This window comes from Vibrio sp. Vb1729 (assembly GCF_033338655.1).
Classification (GTDB): Bacteria; Pseudomonadota; Gammaproteobacteria; order Enterobacterales; family Vibrionaceae; genus Vibrio; species Vibrio alginolyticus.
On the sequence record NZ_JAWOTB010000047.1, the window covers coordinates 216981 to 235955 of the forward strand.

Genomic DNA, 18975 nt, shown 5'->3' on the forward strand with positions numbered 1-18975 from the left:
ATGAACCTGATCAGAACCAGTTTATCCCTTTCTTTAATGGGTCCAGCGTTGGTGTGGGCTCAAGACATACCTTTCGAAGCACCGCCATTGCAACCATCACAAATGGACTTTGGTGGTGTCGGCTTAATGCAGATGCCTACAGGTCGTATGGCACCTGAAGGCGAGTTTAACTTTGCTGTTACCGGTAGCGACGAGTACCTATTTTACAATGTGACTTTGCAAGTGATGCCATGGCTAGAAACGACCATTCGTTACACCATGGTGAACGATCTTTTCTACAGTAACGATCCGAGCTTTTCGGGTGATACCAAGTACACCGACAAGGGAATCGACTTTAAAGTTCGCTTGTTAGAAGAATCCGAGTACCTGCCAGAGCTTTCTGTTGGTGTGCGTGATTTTGCAGGTACCGGCCTTTTTGATGGTGAGTTTATTGCTGCAACAAAACGTTACTCTAACCCAAACCTTGGTACCTTTGATTTCACTTTAGGTATGGGCTGGGGCTACTTAGGTACGCGCGACAACATCAGCAACCCAGCTTGTAAGCTGTCCGATAGTTTCTGTGAACGCCCTTCAGACTTTAAAGGTAATGGCGGTAGTGTTGATTTTGAACGCTGGTTCAAAGGTCCTGCTGCACTCTTTGGTGGTGTCGAGTATCAAACTTTACATGCACCACTGCGATTTAAGCTTGAATACGACAGCAACGATTACAGCGAAGATTTCCCAGTGGTACGTGGTGGTGTAGACATGACACCTCATACGCCTTGGAACTTTGGTGTTCTATATCGTTTAGGACACATGGCAGATTTGCGCTTGAGCTACGAGCGCGGAGATACGTTAGTTGCTGGCGTTAGTCTTTACACTAACTTCAATGATATGCCATCTTTCTGGCGTGATACACCAACACCAGAAGTTGAAGACAAGCAACCAGAACAACTGTCTGATGTAGATTGGGAACGTGTTACCGAGGAGCTGGATAAAATTGCTGGCTACCAAAATACCCAACTCTATGTTGAAGATAATACCGTTTCGGTTGTTGGCGAGCAGAAAAAGTATCGTGATCGCAAAGAAGCTCATGAAAAAGCGGCGGCAGTCCTTTATAACGAAATGCCAGACAACATTGATACCTTTACTATCAATGAACGCAGTCGTGGTCTGATCGGCGATCAAACGGTTATCTCCAAAGAGAAATACCGTGACTTTGCAGAAGTTAACTACATCAATCCAAATATCGAAGATGCAACATCAACCTCGAGCGATAAACCGCAAGGTAAACCTGCTTACGATGGTTTTGAGCGCTTTGATTGGGGCTTCTCACCAAAACTGGCTCAGACCTTGGGCAACCCAGAAGAGTTCTATCTGTTCAGTGTCGGTTTAAGTGGTAGCGCGTCTTACTGGCTGACAGATAACCTAGAAATTGGTGGCTCGCTATACTGGGATTGGTACAACAACTACGACAAGTTTAACTACGTCACCCCACCAGACGGCACTTCGATTCCTCGTGTACGTACCATGTTCCGTGCTTATCAAAATGAACACGCGGTAACCATGTCCAACCTACAGTTAACTTGGTTCCAAGAGTATTCAGATACCATGGACCAGCAATTCTACGCGGGCTATCTGGAGAGCATGTTTGCCGGAGTCGGTACCGAGTTTCTTTACCGACCACAAGGAGCTAACTGGGCGATTGGCGCTGACGTCAACTTAATTTCTCAACGTGATCCACAAAGTTACTTCGGTGTTTACGATGAGAAATGGCAAAATGTGCCAGAATATGGACGTCCGTTCCAAGTTGTAGATAAAGGCTTTACTGGTTTTGTGTCGGGTTATTACTACCCTCAATGGGATTTCCTACAAGATTTGATGATTCAAGTTGATGTTGGTCAGTTCCTAGCGGGTGATATCGGTACACAAGTGAATGTATCTAAACAGTTCAAGAGTGGTGTCATTGCAGGTGCATTCGCATCAATCAGTGATTTGTCGGCTGACGAATTCGGTGAAGGTAGCTTTACTAAAGGCTTCTACATTTCGATTCCATTCGACATCATGACCGTTAAGCCAAGCAACAACCGTGCGTTCTTTAGCTGGCAACCATTGACTCGCGATGGCGGTCAGAAGCTAGGTCGTAAGTACAGCTTGATTGAGCTGACGGATGAGCGTAATCCTTGGTATCAACGCCCAAATACGTCAAACGCTAAATAACAGCCTACTTGAGGGAGCTTCGGCTCCCTTTTGTTTATTCCTCCCCCAAGTGCTCTATACCTTTCCTTTTCCTTCCAATAGCGCTAATTTCTGTTTCTTGCTAGAATTCCTGAGAAAATTTTAATCTATGGTGGAAGTCTTATGATCATCGTAACTGGTGGTGCTGGCATGATCGGCAGCAACATTGTTAAAGCACTAAACGAAACTGGTATTAACGATATCCTGGTTGTCGACAACCTAAAAAATGGTAAAAAGTTTAAGAACTTAGTTGATCTGGACATCACAGATTACATGGATCGTGACGACTTTCTGACCCAAATTATGGCGGGCGATGATTTTGGTCCGATTGAGGCAATTTTCCACGAAGGTGCTTGTTCTGCAACGACTGAGTGGGATGGTAAGTACATGATGCTAAACAATTACGAGTACTCTAAAGAGCTGCTGCATTACTGTTTAGATCGCGAGATTCCATTCCTATACGCTTCTTCAGCAGCCACTTACGGCGATACAGAGACTTTCGTTGAAGAACGCGAATACGAAGGCGCACTGAATGTATACGGTTACTCGAAACAGCAGTTTGATAACTACGTTCGTCGCCTATGGCAAGATGCTGAAGAACATGGTGAGACCCTTTCTCAAATCACTGGCTTCCGCTACTTCAACGTATATGGCCCACGTGAAGACCACAAAGGTAGCATGGCATCAGTTGCGTTCCACCTAAACAACCAACTTAACGCAGGTGAAAATCCTAAATTGTTCGCGGGCAGCGAATCATTCAAACGCGACTTCGTTTACGTTGGTGATGTATGTAAAGTTAACCTGTGGTTCTTAGAAAACGGCGTATCAGGCATTTTTAACTGTGGTACTGGCCGTGCTGAATCTTTTGAAGAGGTAGCAAAAGCAGTTATCAAGCATCATGGCAAAGGCCAAATTGAAACCATCCCATTCCCTGAGCACCTAAAAGGCGCTTACCAAGAATTCACACAAGCGGATCTGACCAAACTGCGCACCGCAGGTTGTGATGTTGAATTCAAGACAGTTGCAGAAGGCGTTGCCGAATACTTAACTATCCAAAACAGTTAAGCACCACAAGGTGGTAGAACCATAACCTGCCACCTTTACTCAAGTGCAATAGCCTGTATCATTCCTAACTATCTTTTTCTCATTTAAACCACTTCGCCCGTACACGAATAGGTAACTAGACACGCCATGACCATAAAACGTGATGACTTCGACCCTAAAGCATATAACCCTGAGTTTAAGCGCCACTTTCTGTCGCCTAAGTACTGGGGCACGTGGTTAGGTGTTATCTTATTTTTACCTTTATCATTAATGCCACTGGGTTTACAAAAGTGGTTGGCGAAAACCATAGCCAAAAAACTGTCTAAATCCCACAAAGGTCCAGCTCACCGAGCGAGGGTGAACTTTGAGCTGTGTTTTCCGGAAAAGTCGTTCCAAGAACGTGAAGCTTTGATAGAAAAAACACTCTACACAGCAGCCATGTTCTTTTTTCGCTTCGGGTTACTAAGTTTACGCTCACCAAAGTGGCTTCAGAACCGTTGCCAAATTCGCGGCCTAGACATTTTACGACAGCACATTGATAACAACGAAAATGTGATTTTAATGGTTCCCCACTCTTGGGCAATTGATGTGCCTGCTATCTTGCTCGCTTCAATGGGAATGCCAGTGTCTGCAATGGCGAAGAAACAAAAGAATGATGTTGCTGACTGGCTGATGCACAAGCAAAGAGTCCAATACGGTGGTCGTGTTTATGAACGCTCAGGTGGCATTAAGCCTTTTCTGAAATCCATTCGAGATGGCTATGTAGGGTATTATCTACCCGATCAAGATCACGGCCCAGAGCATAGTGTGTTTGTAGATTTTTTTGCTACACGTAAAGCAACACTACCTGGTTTAGGCAAAATTGCGAAACTATCACGCTCAAAAGTACTGCCTCTATTTGCGTCGATGAACACTGAAGATGGTACGTTTGATATTGAGATTTTACCAGCGTTTGAGCTGGATAAAGGCGAAGAGCAAGACGCTCGTACCTGTAATGAAGCCATTGAATATTTTGTCGGTGATAAACCCGAACAATATATGTGGGTACTACAGTTGCTGCACTCTCAAGAAGACGGCAATAACTATTACAATTTGTTTAAACCAAGATATAACAGCGACTGGAAAGTACAGTGAAAGTATTTGTCGTAAGCTTGGCTCGATCGCTAGATCGCCGAGAACGTATTGAAGAAAAGTTAAAACAACAAGGCATTACGTTTGAATTTTTTGATGCAGTAGATGGCTCTGTTGACCGTTTTCTTCATTCAGAAAAAAGTCGTCCAACCATTACTCTACGCCGCAAAGGGTATCAATTAAAAACCAGTGAAGTCGCCTGTTTTGCAAGCCATTACGAGTTGTGGGTTCGCTGTGTTGAGCTTAATGAACCGCTCGTCATCTTAGAAGACAACGTCGACCCCGTAGAGGGGCTGCAGCAAGTACTCGAATATACCCTTCCATTGACTTCTAATTATGACTACATCAAGTTGTCTGCCACTCAGAAGCGTGTATTCACCCCAATCGTACCTATTGATGATAATCATATGCTAGGGGGATACTCAGCAGGCACTTGTGGTACCACCGCTTATATCGTCACACCTAAAGCAGCCTCAAAGTTTGTTATGCATGCTCAAGAGTTTATTGAACCAGTCGATGACTACATGGAAAAACCATGGAGACATGGTGTTCAAGTTTACAGCGTGTCTCCAGATCTCTTTACTAGAGCAGAGATTGCTTCGACGATTGGTGGTAAAAGAAAAGATAAATCCAAAATGACTCTTGCGAATAAAATATACGCTGAACTTTTTAGAACTTATGAGTCAATTTTGAAATTCCTATACTGGAAAAACAAAGCATGAAGATTTTAATCATTGGCCCTGCATGGGTCGGCGATATGGTAATGTCGCAATCGTTATATATCGTATTAAAGCAACGCCATCCAGATAGCCAAATTGACGTTATCGCTCCAGGATGGTGTAAACCGATTCTTGATCGTATGCCAGAAATCCACCAAGCGATTGAAATGCCTATCGGTCATGGTGAGTTTAACTTATTAGGCCGCAGGGAAATTGGTAAATCATTACGTGAAAAGCAATATGACCACGCCTATATCTTGCCTAAATCAGCGAAATCAGCACTGATCCCATGGTTTGCCAACATTCCTCTTCGTACTGGCTGGAAAGGAGAAATGCGCTATGGTTTATTGAATGACTTACGCCCTAACATGAAGTCTTTTCAGTACATGGTAGAGCGCTATGTAGCGTTAGCTTATCCAAAAGCAGAAATGGTGGATTCTAACTCTCTTGGCGGGCTTGAAACTTTACCTCGCCCACGCCTTGCAATCAACGAAGCAGAGCAACAAGCCACGCTCAAAAAGTTCAACTTAACGCAAGACCAACCAATTATTGGACTGTGCCCAGGAGCAGAGTTTGGTCCTGCCAAAAAATGGCCCGAAACACACTACGCTGAAGTTGCGACGCAAATGGCTCGTTCTGGGCATCAAATCTGGTTGTTTGGTTCTCAAAAGGACTTAGAGACTTGTAACAATATTCGCGCACTTGTTCCGACGCAATTCCATGAGGACATTCACGTTCTAGCAGGCCAAACCAGCTTAATTGAAGCGGTCGACTTACTTGCTGCATGTAAGACTGTTGTCGCGAATGACTCAGGCTTAATGCATGTGGCAGCTGCGGTTGGTTGTAATGTTGTTGCCGTGTATGGCTCAACTTCATCGAAGTACACCCCCCCACTCGCAGAAAAAGTGGAGATTGTTCATACCGATATTGATTGTCGCCCTTGTTTCCAGCGTGAATGTCAGTACAAACACCTTAAGTGCTTGACAGAACTTTCGCCTAAGCAAGTGCTAGATAGTATCCAAAAACTTGACGCCATTACGATAAGCTCATGTTAGTTCGCATTATTTATACCTTACTACTCGCCCTAGCGTCACCGCTGCTTTTGTTTGGTTTGTACAAGAGCAAACCAAATAAGCCTAAGTTCGGCTCTCGCTGGAAAGAGCACTTTGGCATAACCCCCAAGTTAAAAAGCAACGACAAACCTATTTGGATACATGCCGTATCTGTTGGTGAAAGCATAGCAGCAACACCTTTAATCAAAGCCCTTAAGGAACAAAACCCCGAACAATCTATTCTAGTTACAACAACAACAAGTACGGGAGCTGAACAGATTGCTAAGTTGGGTGATTTAATTGAACACCGCTATATGCCAATTGACTTTGGGTTTGCTATCAAAGGTTTTCTTAAAGCAGTACAACCAAAACAAATGTTGATCATTGAGACTGAGCTGTGGCCAAACACGCTTCACCATGTTTACAAAGCGGGTATCCCTATAACAGTCGTGAATGCTCGCCTATCTGAAAAATCGTGTCAGAACTACGCCAAAATACAGCGGCTTTTTAACCAGCTTCATCCATGCCTAACTCAAGTACTCTGCCAAACGGATTCAGATGCAGAGCGCTTCGAACGCTTAGGCGTTGAGAAAAAGAAACTATCCGTTACTGGTTCGATTAAGTTCGATATTCAAATATCAGAGCAAGTGAAACAGCAAGGACAGCAGCTTCGAGCCCAGCTTGGAAAGGATCGTCCAATTTGGATTGCAGCTAGCACCCACAAAGGCGAGGACGAACAGGTATTAGATGCACATAGACAAGTTTTAAAATCTCATCCAAATGCATTACTTATTTTGGTTCCTCGCCATCCGGAACGATTTGATGATGTGTTTGCGCTTTGCCAAAATTCCGGCTTCAATAGCACCAGAAGAACCAATGCTGCAATAGTTAACGCCGATACACAGGTATACCTTGCTGATACTATGGGTGAAATGCTGATTCTCCTTGGTGCCAGTGATGTTTGCTTTATGGCTGGGAGTTTGCTTGGGGATAAAGTTGGTGGACATAATGTGCTTGAACCAGTCGCACTCAACGTTCCAGTGATATCAGGCCCTAGTTACTTCAACTTCAAAGCGATTGTAGAAGACATGATTGCTCTGAATATTATAGACATTACCGATAAAACTCAGCTAGCGAGTAAAGTACTAGAGCGCTTTCAACATAGTAACTCTCAGCAAATGAGTGATTTTATTCAAGGCTATTTAAACTCGACTCAAAAAACAATTGAAGCAATTAAATAATGCCACAGACCCATTCAGCCTACTTTGTCATTACCGTTTTTGTGATTGCAATAATTGCCCTTGTCACAAGGTATCAAAACAAACCTGAAAAGGTTTTTGGAGTAGTTTTGCTTGTTTTATATAGCAGCAGATCCGTATCGACAGAGCAACTCATTAGCAGTATTGCCAATCCTGGCGTACTTACGCTGGTACTACTTATCATCTGCTCGCTAGCTTTAGAAAAGACCTCACTACTTCGTAGAATCTCGCAATTAGTCATCAAACCTAGCTATAAATCTACCTGGGTTCGACTGTTCTCGATAACCACATTGTCTTCAGCATTTCTAAACAACACAGCGGTGGTCTCCACCATGATCGCCCCAATACGTGCCAATACCCTTCACCCAGCCAGCAAACTGCTACTTCCCCTATCTTTTGCTGCCATCCTTGGCGGAACACTAACGCTGATCGGCACTTCGACGAATTTAATCGTCAATAGTATGGTGCTCGATGCTGGGCTACCTAGTCTCTCCTTTTTTGATTTTTCACTTGTTGGCGGCATTGCTGTACTTGGGTGCGGGCTCACCCTGTTTTTACTTAGCCATTGGCTACCTAGCAACATTGAACGAGCAGATACTCAAGCTCAATATTTCATTGATGCTGAGGTAGAACCAAACTCCCCACTTATCGGTAAAACTATTCAGCGCAACGGGCTGAGAAATCTAAACTCTCTGTTTTTAGTCGAGATTCATCGCCAAGGAAGAACTATTTCACCAGTATCACCACATGAGTTAATAGAGGAAAATGATCGCCTATTATTCTGTGGAGAGATTAGAAAAGTAACCCAATTGAATCAATTCACGGGCTTATCACTCTTTGCTCATAAAGGCGAAAGGCTAAGTCATGATCTCAAAGAGGTCGTATTACGCCCTGAAAGTGCTTTAGTAAATAAGACCCTAAAACAAATTGGCTTTCGCGCTATGTTCAACGCTGCAGTGGTCGCGATCCGACGCGATGGTCACACGGTTTCCGGAAAGCTCGGTGAAGTTACCTTAAGAGCTGGCGACTATCTGGTACTCGCTGTAGGTGATGACTATCACCAGCGAAATAACATCGCTAAAAACTTTATACAGCTCCAAGCGCTAAAAGCAGATAGGCTACTCAAAGGACCGCAAGAAATTATCGCTGTTCTTGGCTTTTTTAGTGCTATCGCTCTTGCAGCTATGAAGATAGCTCCACTGCTGCACAACCTGATCTTGTTGCTTGGTGTTCTACTATTAACTGGAGCACTGAAAACGAATGAAATTATACGAAGGCTACCAGTCCAGATATGGCTAGTAATTTCATCTGCACTTTTGCTGTCTCAGGCATTAGATAATAGTACAGCAGTCGACCTCCTGGGGAGCGCAATGACAGAACAAGCTGAATTTATGAGCCCATTGTCAGGGCTTATCATGGTTTACTTGGTCACTTTATTGCTAACGGAGTTGGTCACCAACAATGCGGCGGCGGCCTTAGTCTTCCCCGTTGCTTATGCCCTCGCGACGAGTCTAGATGCAAATCTTCACAGCTATATTTTAGCTGTCGCGTTCGGCGCAAGTGCAAGCTTTATTAGCCCATATGGATACCAAACCAACTTAATGGTTTACAATGCAGGTCAGTACTGTATCAAGGATTATATAAAGATTGGGGTGCCGATGAGTATTACGTATAGCGGTTTAGTATTAACGGCTATCACAACTATCTATGGCGTTTAACTCCCTCATCGAATCAAAGAGAGACCGGAATGAAACTTTCTCCACAACGAATGACTCACCTTAAGCAGCTTGAGGCAGAATCTATCCATATTATGCGTGAGGTAGCTGCCGAGTTTGATAACCCAGTGATGCTTTACTCTGTTGGTAAAGACTCTTCAGTGATGCTACACCTTGCGCAGAAAGCCTTTGCGCCTGGCATTCCCCCGTTTCCACTTATGCATGTTGATACCACATGGAAATTCAAAGAAATGATTGAGTTTCGTGACTACATGGCGAAAAAGCTTGGTATGAAGCTGATTGTGCACCAAAATCCAGAAGGGCTTGCGATGAACATCAGCCCATTTGTGCATGGCAGCTCAAAACATACTGATATCATGAAGACACAAGGCCTAAAACAAGCCTTAGATAATCATGGCTTTGATGCTGCTTTTGGTGGTGCTCGTCGTGACGAAGAAAAGTCTCGCGCGAAAGAGCGTGTTTACTCTTTCCGTGATGAACATCACCGCTGGGATCCTAAAAATCAACGCCCTGAGCTTTGGAATATCTACAACGGCAAAGTAAACCAAGGCGAGAGCATTCGCGTATTCCCTCTTTCTAACTGGACTGAGCTGGATATCTGGCAATATATCTACCTAGAGAGCATCGAGATTCCAAGCCTGTACTTTGCAAAAGAGCGTCCCGTCGTTGAGCGTGACGGTATGTTGATCATGAAAGATGATGATCGCATGGAGCTTCGTGAAGGGGAGACGGTAGAACAACGCATGGTTCGCTTCCGTACACTAGGCTGCTACCCATTAACGGGAGCGGTTGAATCTCAAGCAACAACGCTACCAGAGATCATTCAAGAGATGCTGCTTACAACCACTTCTGAGCGCCAAGGCCGTGCCATTGACCACGATAGCTCTGGCTCCATGGAGAAAAAGAAACGTGAGGGTTACTTCTAACTATGACCTCGCCGTATCAAAAGAAGCACAATGAGTCTGTGAGTGACGATGTGGTTTGGCATAACACCAGCGTAACTCATGAAGATCGTGTTGCGCTTAAGCAGCAAAAGCCTGTTGTACTTTGGTTTACCGGACTTAGTGGCTCAGGAAAATCGACCGTCGCTAACGCGGTAGAAAGCAAGCTATTAGCGTTAGGTAAACATAGTTACCTTCTTGATGGTGACAATGTGCGCCACGGTCTAAACAAAGATCTTGGCTTTAGTGATCTAGACCGTATTGAGAACATTCGCCGCATTGGCGAGGTGGCTAAACTATTTGTCGATGCCGGGAACATTGTTCTGACCGCGTTTATTTCGCCATTTATCTCAGATAGAAAGCAAGTGCGCCAGTTAATGCAGCAAGGCGAGTTTTTAGAGGTGTTTGTTGATACTCCACTCGCAATCTGCGAGCAAAGAGATCCTAAAGGCCTGTATAAAAAGGCACGCGCAGGTGAGATTAAACACTTCACTGGCATCGACTCTGAGTACCAAGCGCCTATATCTCCAGAAATTCACATCAAGACAGCTGAGCTGTCTGTCGAAGCGTGTGCCGACCAAGTGATTCAAGCGCTCACTGAAAAAGAATACATTTAAAAGGAAGTCATTATGTCTCATAGCTCTGAGCTTATCGCTAAAGACATTGAAGCGTACCTAAACGTACATGAAAACAAAGACCTACTTCGTTTCTTAACTTGTGGTAACGTTGATGACGGCAAATCTACACTGATTGGTCGCCTACTATACGACAGCAAGCTGATTTATGAAGATCAAATGGCTGCGATCGAAAAAGATTCTCAAAAGTTCAATACGACAGATGAAGCGTTCGACTTAGCACTACTAGTCGACGGTCTACAGTCCGAGCGTGAACAAGGCATCACGATTGATGTTGCCTACCGCTACTTCTCAACCGACAAGCGTAAATTCATCATCGCCGACACTCCAGGACATGAACAGTACACTCGTAATATGGTTACGGGTGCTTCTACCTGTGATCTTGCGATTGTAATGGTTGATGCTCGCCACGGTATCCAGACGCAAACACGTCGTCATAGCTATATCTGTAGTCTACTTGGAATTCAGCACGTTATCGTTGCCGTTAACAAAATGGATCTGATGGACTACAGCCAAGAGGTGTATCAGAAAATCAAAGCCGATTACCGAGATATGGCAAAGAACTTCAACATCAAGGATATCCGCTTTGTGCCAATCTCTGCTCTAAAAGGCGACAATGTTGTCACTCCAAGTGAGAACATGGATTGGTACCCTGGCGCTACATTAATGAAGCTGCTTGAAACAGTTAAGATTAACCAAGACATCAACACTGAAGTCATGCGCTTCCCAGTGCAATATGTCAATCGCCCAAACCTAAACTTCCGTGGTTTTTGTGGCACCCTTGCTTCAGGCATTGTACAGGTTGGTGATGAGGTTACTGCTCTTCCATCGAACAAAGTTTCTCGCATCAAATCTATCTTTACCTTCGATGGTGAGCTAAAAGAAGCAATGCCGGGTCAAGCCATCACCCTAACGCTTGAAGATGAAATCGATGTGTCACGCGGCGATATGCTTGTCCATTCCAACAACATTCCGGAGGTTGTAGACGCTTACCAAGCTCATATCGTTTGGATGGATGAATCCCCGATGCAAACGCATAAAGAATACCTATTCAAATTTGCGACTAAAACCTGTACAGGTAAGGTTTCTCAAATTGAGCATAAGGTTGATGTCAATACACTTAAGCAGCATGATCATAAAAATACGCGCCTTGAGTTAAACGAGATTGCACTCGCCTCAATAAAGCTTACCGATAAAGTTGCAATGGATGTTTATCAGCAGCTACCTCAAACTGGCGCTTTTATCATTATTGACCGCATTAGTAACGTGACTGTCGGCGCGGGTATGGTGTCATCGATACAATTAAACCATACTGAAGAACCAGCTCGTGTTTACTCAGAAGCAGAGAAAGAGCTCAATGCTTATGTATGTAAGCACTTCCCAGAGTGGGGCTGTGTAAAAATAAACTAAATAAATAGGTGAGCCATAAACATATCGCTCACCTATTTTATTGGGAAGGGTTAGAGAATATTAGATTTCTGATCCTCTCCTTTATCGCTTTCCTCTGAGATTTTCGCGCTCTTTTTTTATATTTTCTTATTCGATTGCTAAATGACTTTAAGTTAACTCCATCCAAGTCTTGTTTTAGTGACTCCAAACTGTTGGCCATTGCTAACAAAAAGTCTCTCTGATCTTCGTGAGAGGACGAGGACATCCTTGTTGAAAAAGAATCTTTTTGATTAATTCTATATACAGACATTGGTTCAGGTAAGTAGACTCCGCCTCCTTTTACAGAAGACATAATCTGCATAAAATAGTCTCCACATGGCATTAATTTAATAGTGCTTGATGAAGCTAGGGATAATGCAGACTTACGGATAAATAAAGATGCTGTTGGGCAGTAATCACCATCTCCTAGTATAACTTCATCAGTAGAAACGTAATGGGTTCCCTCAAAATGATTTGAGACTAGCTCTCTATTGCCTTCTGGGTCCTCTGAGTATGCTGGATGAAAGCAAAGGTCTATATTTGGGTTCCCCTCTAAAGCATCAAATTGTTTCTGTAGCTTTGTATTATCTATCCAATAGTCATCACCTTCGCAAAAAGCTAAATACTCCCCTTTAGCCTTTGGTGATAAGTGTGACAATGCTAGGGTTCGGATACCTTTAGAGTAAAGATTTTCATCAGTATACATTCGAACTATGTTCGAATGCTTTTCACATATCTCATCAATAATTTCTCTACTATTGTCCGTAGAGAGATCATCATAAACAATAACTTCAAATTCGAAATCACAGGACTGGTTGAGAAAGCTATTAATTGTTTTCTCAATATATTTAGAGTGATTATAACAAACACAAAGAATTGAAACTTTAACAGACATATTATTACCGACCTACAAGTAGTGTTCCAACTTACTCTCTTTAACAAAATCCTCTATACGACTTACAATGTCTGTATCAAGGCTATTTTGCCAGCTTATGTCTTTATCCTTATTTTTGAATACAGAGTAGGTAGTATCAACCTTCTTTTTTGACATAAGAAATGACTTAGTTTGTGAGGTAAGCTCTAGTCCTAGAAAATCGAATATATCTTCAACTTGTTCTAGAGGGTCTTCTAGTAGAGCACTATAGTGCACAAGTTTAAAGTTATCTGGATACAGCTGAGAAAGTTTTTCAAATAACTTTGTAGTCTCAGCCCACTTATACAGACCAAAATATTCTTCTTTTTTCTCTAAGTTTTTCTTGCCTGCATAGATCAACTCTTCTTCCAAAAGCCAGCCTAAATCGGTTCTAAATTCTCGCTTTGCATTGTACCAACTGCTAATTACAGCTCTCGGGTCTCTAACCAAGCCTAAAATCTTTACATCAGGACATTTTTTGATCATATTCTCTATAATATGATGGTATCTAACTTCCTTGTATGCAACGACTGTCGATTTATTGCTCTTTTCGAAGATAGGTTTTTTACCTTCTTTTCTATCATCTTCTTGACGAATAAAAGAGGAGTTAGTTTGTGCAATGCTATTAAAGAACTCTTCAATATCATCTTTTTCAGAATTGTCATCTAGAAATGACTTGAATTCATAAGAAAATAGAGGCTGATATAGATAGTTAACGTCAGGGGAACTATTAATAATTTCACCTAACCAAGATGAACCAGAACGTGGCACAGAGTGGATCGCAACTTTATTCATACTATATAATTTCCACGTCGTTTAGAAATTTTCTAATTTCACTCTTACTGCAATTCATGAGTAAATCAATAATAGACAAGTTATCTATAAATTCATCACACCCTTGTTTATAGCTTATAGGTTTCTTTTTTAAAAATTTCAAAGAAATACCTTCATCTAAAAAACTATCTTTTGAGTATAGTTCATAACCACCTATAGAGTTAATATATTCACTTGCTTCGTAAAGCTTACAAATTGATATCAATTTATCCTGTGCATTCGAATTTCTATTATATTCCAAGCTACTAGAATGGACAAAAACACGTTCAACATCAAGATATTTAAAGACTTCTACTGCAGAACTGGCCGCCATCTCAGATATATTTAGACTACTACTTAGCACATTCTCTATAATTGGCATTACATCATTAAAATAAGGAGCTTTTGAGTAAGCTTGTCTTATCGTTGCAATAACTTTACTCAAATCACCTTGACACAAAATTTCATTAATAAGCTTGTTTTGAGACGCTTTTATCAATGGAACAGTAAATCTAGTGACCTTCCCATTCATTAATATACTATTTCGATTAACGTACCCTCTCTTAGGAAAGTTCACATCATCATAAAAAACAAACACATCTGACCTGTAAACTAACTGATAGTAGCCTAGATATGGAAACAAGTAAGGCTGCATAATAGCAAGTTTCATATTATAAGAACTCTCACATGGTTAATTTAGTATCAATTCTAAAACTTTACATACAGCTTCAACATCATTTTCTGACATACTAGCATGTAGCGGTAGACAAATAATTCCTTTTGATATCTGCTGACTTACAGGGCATCCAAAGCTCAGATTATCAGGGTAGGCAACATCTAAGGATGGCGTAAAGTATCGTCGATGTTCAATATCATGCGCAGACAAAGCATCAAGTAGTCTTTCCTGCTTGTCTTTATCTCCAATGAAAATTGGCATGTAAGCACCATTATAAGACGCTTCGGGTAACCAAAGAGGTAATTCAACATAAGGTTCTAAACGCGTCCGGTACAAACTAAACAGGTTGGATCGATGCTCAATTACCTCTTCAATCTGATCAAGTAGTGTTAATCCTACTGCGCATTGGTACTCATTCAACTTTGCATTAATACCTGGCTCGCCTAATTGTCCATTCGCTTGAAGACCAAAGTTAATGAACTCTTTCGCACGTAAATAATCTTCATGCCGCTTGAATACAATTGCACCACCTTCGACTGTATGGAATATCTTAGTGGCATGAAAACTCAATGTACTAGCATCGCCAAAGTTTAAGAGAGACTCCTGACCAACCTTAACTCCAAATGCATGAGCAGCATCGTATAGAACCTTGACCTTATATCGTTCTGCAATTTCTTTGAAACTCTCAACTTCACAAGGATTTCCATATACATGTGTTGCAACAACACCATCTACTTGAGAGTTTGCTTCAAGAGCTGCTTTCAAAGCATCTGGAGATAAGTTATAAGATTTTGAATCGATATCGCAATAGCTCACATCAATACCTTGCCACATCAACGCTGATGAAGTTGCAACAAAGCTAAAGGGTGTAGAGAGCGCGGATTCAATTCCTAAAACTTTACATGCCACCTGAAGTGCCAGCGTACCATTAGAAACTAACAATAAGTTTTTAACACCCAAAAACGTTTCAAGTCGTGTAGTAAGCTTTTCATGCAATGGCCCAAAGTTAGTATACCAACCACTCTCATTTACTTGAGATAAATAGTTAGAAAGCTTAGTTAAGTCTGGGGATAATGGACTGTTAAGTTTAATTGTCATCTTCGCTCACAATGCTTGATAGGTAGATACCATAATTGTTCTTCTTAAGGGCATCAGCTGCCGCCATTAACTTCTGTTTGCTAATCCAACCATTGTTAAAGGCAATTTCTTCCAAACATGCAATCTTATAACCTTGTCGTTTCTCTATCGTCGAAACAAATTGAGCAGCTTCGAGCAAGCTTTCGTAAGTACCTGTGTCTAACCAGGCAAAACCACGCCCTAACATTTCAACATTGAGCTCGTTTGCTGTTAGGTACATTTGATTTAATGTGGTAATTTCCAGCTCACCTCGCTCTGATGGCTCGACTTGCTTAGCTCTACTCACGACTTGGTTGTCAAAGAAGTACAGCCCCGTCACAGCATAGTGGCTCTTTGGCTTAGCTGGTTTTTCTTCAATAGAGATAGCTTTTCTGTCAGCATCAAACTCAACCACACCAAAGCGCTCAGGGTCTTTCACTTGGTAGCCAAATACCGTAGCCCCATTGCCACTCTCTGCAGTCTCAACCGCTTTCTTTAACTTTGGAGAGAAGCCCTGTCCATAAAAAATGTTGTCACCCAGCACCAAACATACTGAGTCATCGCCAATGAAGTCTTCACCAATGATGAAGGCTTGAGCTAAGCCGTCTGGACTTGGTTGAATCTCGTATTGCAACTCAATGCCAAACTCTGAGCCATCCCCTAACAAGCGCTGAAATCCTTCTTGGTCTTCTGGCGTGGTGATGATCAAGATTTCACGAATGCCAGCAAGCATGAGTACCGACAACGGGTAGTAAATCATTGGTTTGTCATAAACCGGCAGTAACTGCTTAGAGACACCGCGTGTAATAGGGTAAAGGCGAGTGCCCGAGCCACCTGCTAAAATAATGCCTTTCATTATTCGCCCGCTCCTAATCGCTCTAAACTGTATGAACCATCAAGCACGCGTTGCCACCATTGCGGGTTGTTTAGGTACCATTCCACGGTTTTACGAATGCCGCTTTCAAAGGTTTCTTCTGGCGTCCAGTTAAGCTCTTGAGCGATCTTGGTGGCATCAATTGCGTAACGTACATCATGACCAGGACGATCTTTGACATAAGTGATCAAAGATTCATAAGACTCAACACCTGCCGGCTTGTCTGGTCGCAGCTCTTCAAGCAAAGCACAAATGGTTTTCACTACTTCGATGTTGGCTTTTTCGTTATGACCACCGATGTTGTAGGTTTCACCGACTTCACCTTCGTTGACCACTTTGTACAGCGCGCGAGCATGGTCTTCCACAAACAGCCAATCCCGGATCTGCATACCATCACCATACACAGGCAACGGCTTGCCATCGAGGGCATTTAAAATCATCAGAGGGATCAACTTCTCTGGGAAGTGGTACGGACCATAGTTGTTGGAGCAATTAGTGATAAGTGTTGGTAAGCCATAAGTCCGTTGCCAAGCGCGAACCAGGTGATCGCTCGAAGCTTTAGATGCAGAATATGGGCTGCTCGGCGCGTATGAGGTGGTTTCGGTGAACAAATCATCCGTTCCCTCTAGATCGCCATACACTTCATCCGTAGAAATATGATGAAAACGAAACGCCGATTTGTTCGCTTCCTTAAGGCTTGACCAATATTGACGCGCCGCTTCAAGAAGATGGTAAGTGCCCATGACGTTGGTCTCAATAAAAGCAGCAGGACCATCAATAGAGCGATCGACATGCGACTCAGCCGCTAAATGCATCACCATATCGGGTTGATGCTCTGAAAACACGCGGTCTAGTTCAGTTCGGTCACAGATATCCACTTGCTCGAAGTAGTAACGTTCACTCTCTGAGACATCAACCAGTGACTCTAGATTCCCTGCGTAGGTCAGTTTATCTAAATTGATGACGGTATCTTGGGTGTCACGAATGATATGTCGGACAACAGCTGACCCAATGAAGCCTGCTCCACCGGTTACTAATATTTTCATTACAAATGTTACCTACGTTAATTTGTGTGCCATCAGATACACATGAATACTTTATGATTATTGTAGTTTATAGACTCACTCGAGCATCGTTAGACTCAAGAAGGCTTACTTAGAGCAATCAATATAAAATGATAAAAAACTCAATTAAGATTGAGAAGCATAACCGTCCTGAAAATGTTCAAAATCGGATTCTTGCCAAATAATCTGTCGCTTTAAACGCTCTTTATTAAATGAACGCAGAAGTCTATTTAGATTTTGATGCTTCCAGTCACCAGAAGTTTCAAAACGACACTTATCAAAATCGATAATCCATACCTTATCTTTGTCGTCGATCAAGATATTGTGGATATTCAAATCGGTATGGTTAACGCCAACCTGATGCATCTTGGCAATTTCTTGCCCTATTTTCTGATACATTTCTACCGATAAAGACTGTTCTTGCAAGATACTAACCAGATCTCTGGCGTTTGGGATTCGCTCACTTAATAAATCAGCTTGATAGAAGAGTCCTGACTTTACGGCTCTTGCTGCAATAGGACGAGGAACGTGCACCCCAGCCTCAATTAGCGCCAACAAAAGCTGAAACTCTTGCGCACAACGGGTGTTATCCCAGCCAGAGAACCAATAATGATCGTTAACTAACTTCCCAAACAAACCGCCACGACGGTAATGACGTAGTGCCGCTTGCATGTTCTCTAGTTGGATAAACCATGTCGTGCCTCGCCCCGTCGCACTGCCAACCACCTTGTCGGAGGACTGCCAGTATTCCGCATCAAATATCGGTTGGCTAGGATCTGTAATGATCTCGTCATCAAACCAGATCACTTGGTTGTTGTTTTTATACTGTTGAGTCATACGCTCACCCTCTAGCCTAAATACCGGCTGGCTAATATATACAACCAAGTAAATGCAGCAAACGCCAAAGCAACCATAACGGCAGCAGAGCCTATATCTTTAGCTCGACCACTGAGTTCATGCCGTTCAATACCGATACGATCCACTACCGCCTCAATCGCTGAGTTTACAAGCTCTACAATCAAGACTAATACCACGACCCCGATCATTAAGATACGCTCAACCATGCCAACATCCACTAGCCAAGCCAAAATCACAGCAATACTCAACAGAGCCAACTCTTGTCGAATGGCAGCTTCATGCTTAAAAGCCGCTTTTAATCCTTGGATCGAATAACCCGTCGCTTTAACGATGCGCTTTAGTCCGGTATTACCCGGCTTGCCAGATTCTTGCGATTGATGTGGTGTTGTCTTTGACATTGCAGAACACTTATCAGTACTTAGCTATATTCGAGCCGTGTATTTTACATTTATTGGGGATGTCTGCATAATTTACCTGCCTCTATTCATCGAATCAGACA

At 42.6% G+C, this 18975-nt stretch carries 18 protein-coding genes; 10 read left to right on the forward strand and 8 right to left on the reverse strand.

Annotated elements, in window-relative coordinates; all coding sequences use genetic code 11:
* From R7E29_RS19145 to cysN, 10 genes are all read left to right on the forward strand, one after another.
* Entirely contained in the window at nt 1–2199 is a 2199-nt protein-coding gene (locus R7E29_RS19145; protein WP_270054951.1) for a YjbH domain-containing protein, read from the forward strand.
* Between the two features lie 141 nt (nt 2200–2340).
* Nucleotides 2341–3282 carry an ADP-glyceromanno-heptose 6-epimerase gene (rfaD, locus tag R7E29_RS19150; protein ID WP_046874091.1) on the forward strand — a complete coding sequence of 314 codons (942 nt, stop codon included), beginning with the start codon at nt 2341–2343 and terminating at the stop codon, nt 3280–3282.
* A 126-nt stretch (nt 3283–3408) separates the two neighbouring features.
* Nucleotides 3409–4395, forward strand: coding sequence for a lauroyl-Kdo(2)-lipid IV(A) myristoyltransferase (gene lpxM / locus R7E29_RS19155; protein WP_017634970.1), 987 nt, complete (start codon nt 3409–3411; stop codon nt 4393–4395).
* Entirely contained in the window at nt 4392–5114 is a 723-nt protein-coding gene (locus tag R7E29_RS19160; RefSeq protein WP_203345725.1) for a glycosyltransferase family 25 protein, read from the forward strand. Before lpxM ends, R7E29_RS19160 begins: the two co-directional genes overlap by 4 nt.
* Nucleotides 5111–6166 (forward strand): lipopolysaccharide heptosyltransferase II, encoded by a 1056-nt coding sequence (waaF, locus tag R7E29_RS19165; RefSeq protein ID WP_203345726.1) that lies wholly within the window; start codon nt 5111–5113, stop codon nt 6164–6166. Before R7E29_RS19160 ends, waaF begins: the two co-directional genes overlap by 4 nt.
* Nucleotides 6160–7404 carry a lipid IV(A) 3-deoxy-D-manno-octulosonic acid transferase gene (waaA, locus tag R7E29_RS19170; protein WP_258457962.1) on the forward strand — a complete coding sequence of 415 codons (1245 nt, stop codon included), beginning with the start codon at nt 6160–6162 and terminating at the stop codon, nt 7402–7404. The genes waaF and waaA overlap by 7 nt, the downstream gene beginning before the upstream one ends.
* Nucleotides 7404–9140, forward strand: coding sequence for an SLC13 family permease (locus R7E29_RS19175; RefSeq protein ID WP_318082890.1), 1737 nt, complete (start codon nt 7404–7406; stop codon nt 9138–9140). Before waaA ends, R7E29_RS19175 begins: the two co-directional genes overlap by 1 nt.
* Nucleotides 9141–9169: 29 nt before the next feature.
* Entirely contained in the window at nt 9170–10084 is a 915-nt protein-coding gene (cysD, locus tag R7E29_RS19180) for a sulfate adenylyltransferase subunit CysD (protein ID WP_049534422.1), read from the forward strand.
* Between the two features lie 2 nt (nt 10085–10086).
* Nucleotides 10087–10716: an adenylyl-sulfate kinase gene (cysC, locus tag R7E29_RS19185; protein ID WP_132936690.1), complete on the forward strand. Its 630-nt coding sequence runs from the start codon at nt 10087–10089 to the stop codon at nt 10714–10716.
* 12 nt (nt 10717–10728) lie between these two features.
* Nucleotides 10729–12144, forward strand: a complete 1416-nt coding sequence (gene cysN / locus R7E29_RS19190; RefSeq protein WP_054576847.1) for a sulfate adenylyltransferase subunit CysN — start codon at nt 10729–10731, stop codon at nt 12142–12144.
* 37 nt (nt 12145–12181) lie between these two features.
* On the opposite strand, the gene R7E29_RS19195 is transcribed toward cysN, so the two are convergent.
* The 8 genes from R7E29_RS19195 to R7E29_RS19230 form a co-directional block, all read right to left on the reverse strand.
* A complete protein-coding gene (locus R7E29_RS19195; protein ID WP_258631588.1) occupies nt 12182–13057 on the reverse strand; it encodes a glycosyltransferase family 2 protein in 876 nt (291 codons plus the stop codon).
* 12 nt (nt 13058–13069) lie between these two features.
* A complete protein-coding gene (locus R7E29_RS19200; RefSeq protein ID WP_318082894.1) occupies nt 13070–13870 on the reverse strand; it encodes a sulfotransferase in 801 nt (266 codons plus the stop codon).
* A 1-nt stretch (nt 13871) separates the two neighbouring features.
* Nucleotides 13872–14558, reverse strand: a complete 687-nt coding sequence (locus R7E29_RS19205) for a WbqC family protein (RefSeq protein ID WP_318082897.1) — start codon at nt 14556–14558, stop codon at nt 13872–13874.
* Nucleotides 14559–14579: 21 nt separating this feature from the next.
* Nucleotides 14580–15662: a DegT/DnrJ/EryC1/StrS family aminotransferase gene (locus R7E29_RS19210; protein ID WP_258459875.1), complete on the reverse strand. Its 1083-nt coding sequence runs from the start codon at nt 15660–15662 to the stop codon at nt 14580–14582.
* Nucleotides 15652–16536 (reverse strand): glucose-1-phosphate thymidylyltransferase RfbA, encoded by an 885-nt coding sequence (gene rfbA, locus R7E29_RS19215; RefSeq protein WP_104968981.1) that lies wholly within the window; start codon nt 16534–16536, stop codon nt 15652–15654. The genes R7E29_RS19210 and rfbA overlap by 11 nt, the downstream gene beginning before the upstream one ends.
* Nucleotides 16536–17600, reverse strand: a complete 1065-nt coding sequence (gene rfbB, locus R7E29_RS19220) for a dTDP-glucose 4,6-dehydratase (protein WP_267922930.1) — start codon at nt 17598–17600, stop codon at nt 16536–16538. Before rfbB ends, rfbA begins: the two co-directional genes overlap by 1 nt.
* A 144-nt stretch (nt 17601–17744) precedes the next feature.
* Nucleotides 17745–18455 carry a 3-deoxy-D-manno-octulosonic acid kinase gene (locus tag R7E29_RS19225; protein WP_005379425.1) on the reverse strand — a complete coding sequence of 237 codons (711 nt, stop codon included), beginning with the start codon at nt 18453–18455 and terminating at the stop codon, nt 17745–17747.
* Between the two features lie 11 nt (nt 18456–18466).
* Nucleotides 18467–18874: a diacylglycerol kinase gene (locus R7E29_RS19230; protein ID WP_005395798.1), complete on the reverse strand. Its 408-nt coding sequence runs from the start codon at nt 18872–18874 to the stop codon at nt 18467–18469.
* Nucleotides 18875–18975: the final 101 nt, after the last annotated feature.

Coding starts and splice junctions, on each gene's coding strand:
- R7E29_RS19195 (WP_258631588.1), bottom strand. CDS start 13,057: ATGTCTGTTAAAGTTTCAATTCTTTGTGTTTGTTATAATCACTCTAAA.
- R7E29_RS19175 (WP_318082890.1), top strand. CDS start 7,404: ATGCCACAGACCCATTCAGCCTACTTTGTCATTACCGTTTTTGTGATT.
- waaF (WP_203345726.1), top strand. CDS start 5,111: ATGAAGATTTTAATCATTGGCCCTGCATGGGTCGGCGATATGGTAATG.
- R7E29_RS19205 (WP_318082897.1), bottom strand. CDS start 14,558: ATGAAACTTGCTATTATGCAGCCTTACTTGTTTCCATATCTAGGCTAC.
- cysN (WP_054576847.1), top strand. CDS start 10,729: ATGTCTCATAGCTCTGAGCTTATCGCTAAAGACATTGAAGCGTACCTA.
- rfbB (WP_267922930.1), bottom strand. CDS start 17,600: ATGAAAATATTAGTAACCGGTGGAGCAGGCTTCATTGGGTCAGCTGTT.
- cysD (WP_049534422.1), top strand. CDS start 9,170: ATGAAACTTTCTCCACAACGAATGACTCACCTTAAGCAGCTTGAGGCA.
- R7E29_RS19230 (WP_005395798.1), bottom strand. CDS start 18,874: ATGTCAAAGACAACACCACATCAATCGCAAGAATCTGGCAAGCCGGGT.
- cysC (WP_132936690.1), top strand. CDS start 10,087: ATGACCTCGCCGTATCAAAAGAAGCACAATGAGTCTGTGAGTGACGAT.
- lpxM (WP_017634970.1), top strand. CDS start 3,409: ATGACCATAAAACGTGATGACTTCGACCCTAAAGCATATAACCCTGAG.
- rfaD (WP_046874091.1), top strand. CDS start 2,341: ATGATCATCGTAACTGGTGGTGCTGGCATGATCGGCAGCAACATTGTT.
- waaA (WP_258457962.1), top strand. CDS start 6,160: ATGTTAGTTCGCATTATTTATACCTTACTACTCGCCCTAGCGTCACCG.
- R7E29_RS19225 (WP_005379425.1), bottom strand. CDS start 18,455: ATGACTCAACAGTATAAAAACAACAACCAAGTGATCTGGTTTGATGAC.
- R7E29_RS19145 (WP_270054951.1), top strand. CDS start 1: ATGAACCTGATCAGAACCAGTTTATCCCTTTCTTTAATGGGTCCAGCG.
- rfbA (WP_104968981.1), bottom strand. CDS start 16,536: ATGAAAGGCATTATTTTAGCAGGTGGCTCGGGCACTCGCCTTTACCCT.
- R7E29_RS19200 (WP_318082894.1), bottom strand. CDS start 13,870: ATGAATAAAGTTGCGATCCACTCTGTGCCACGTTCTGGTTCATCTTGG.
- R7E29_RS19210 (WP_258459875.1), bottom strand. CDS start 15,662: ATGACAATTAAACTTAACAGTCCATTATCCCCAGACTTAACTAAGCTT.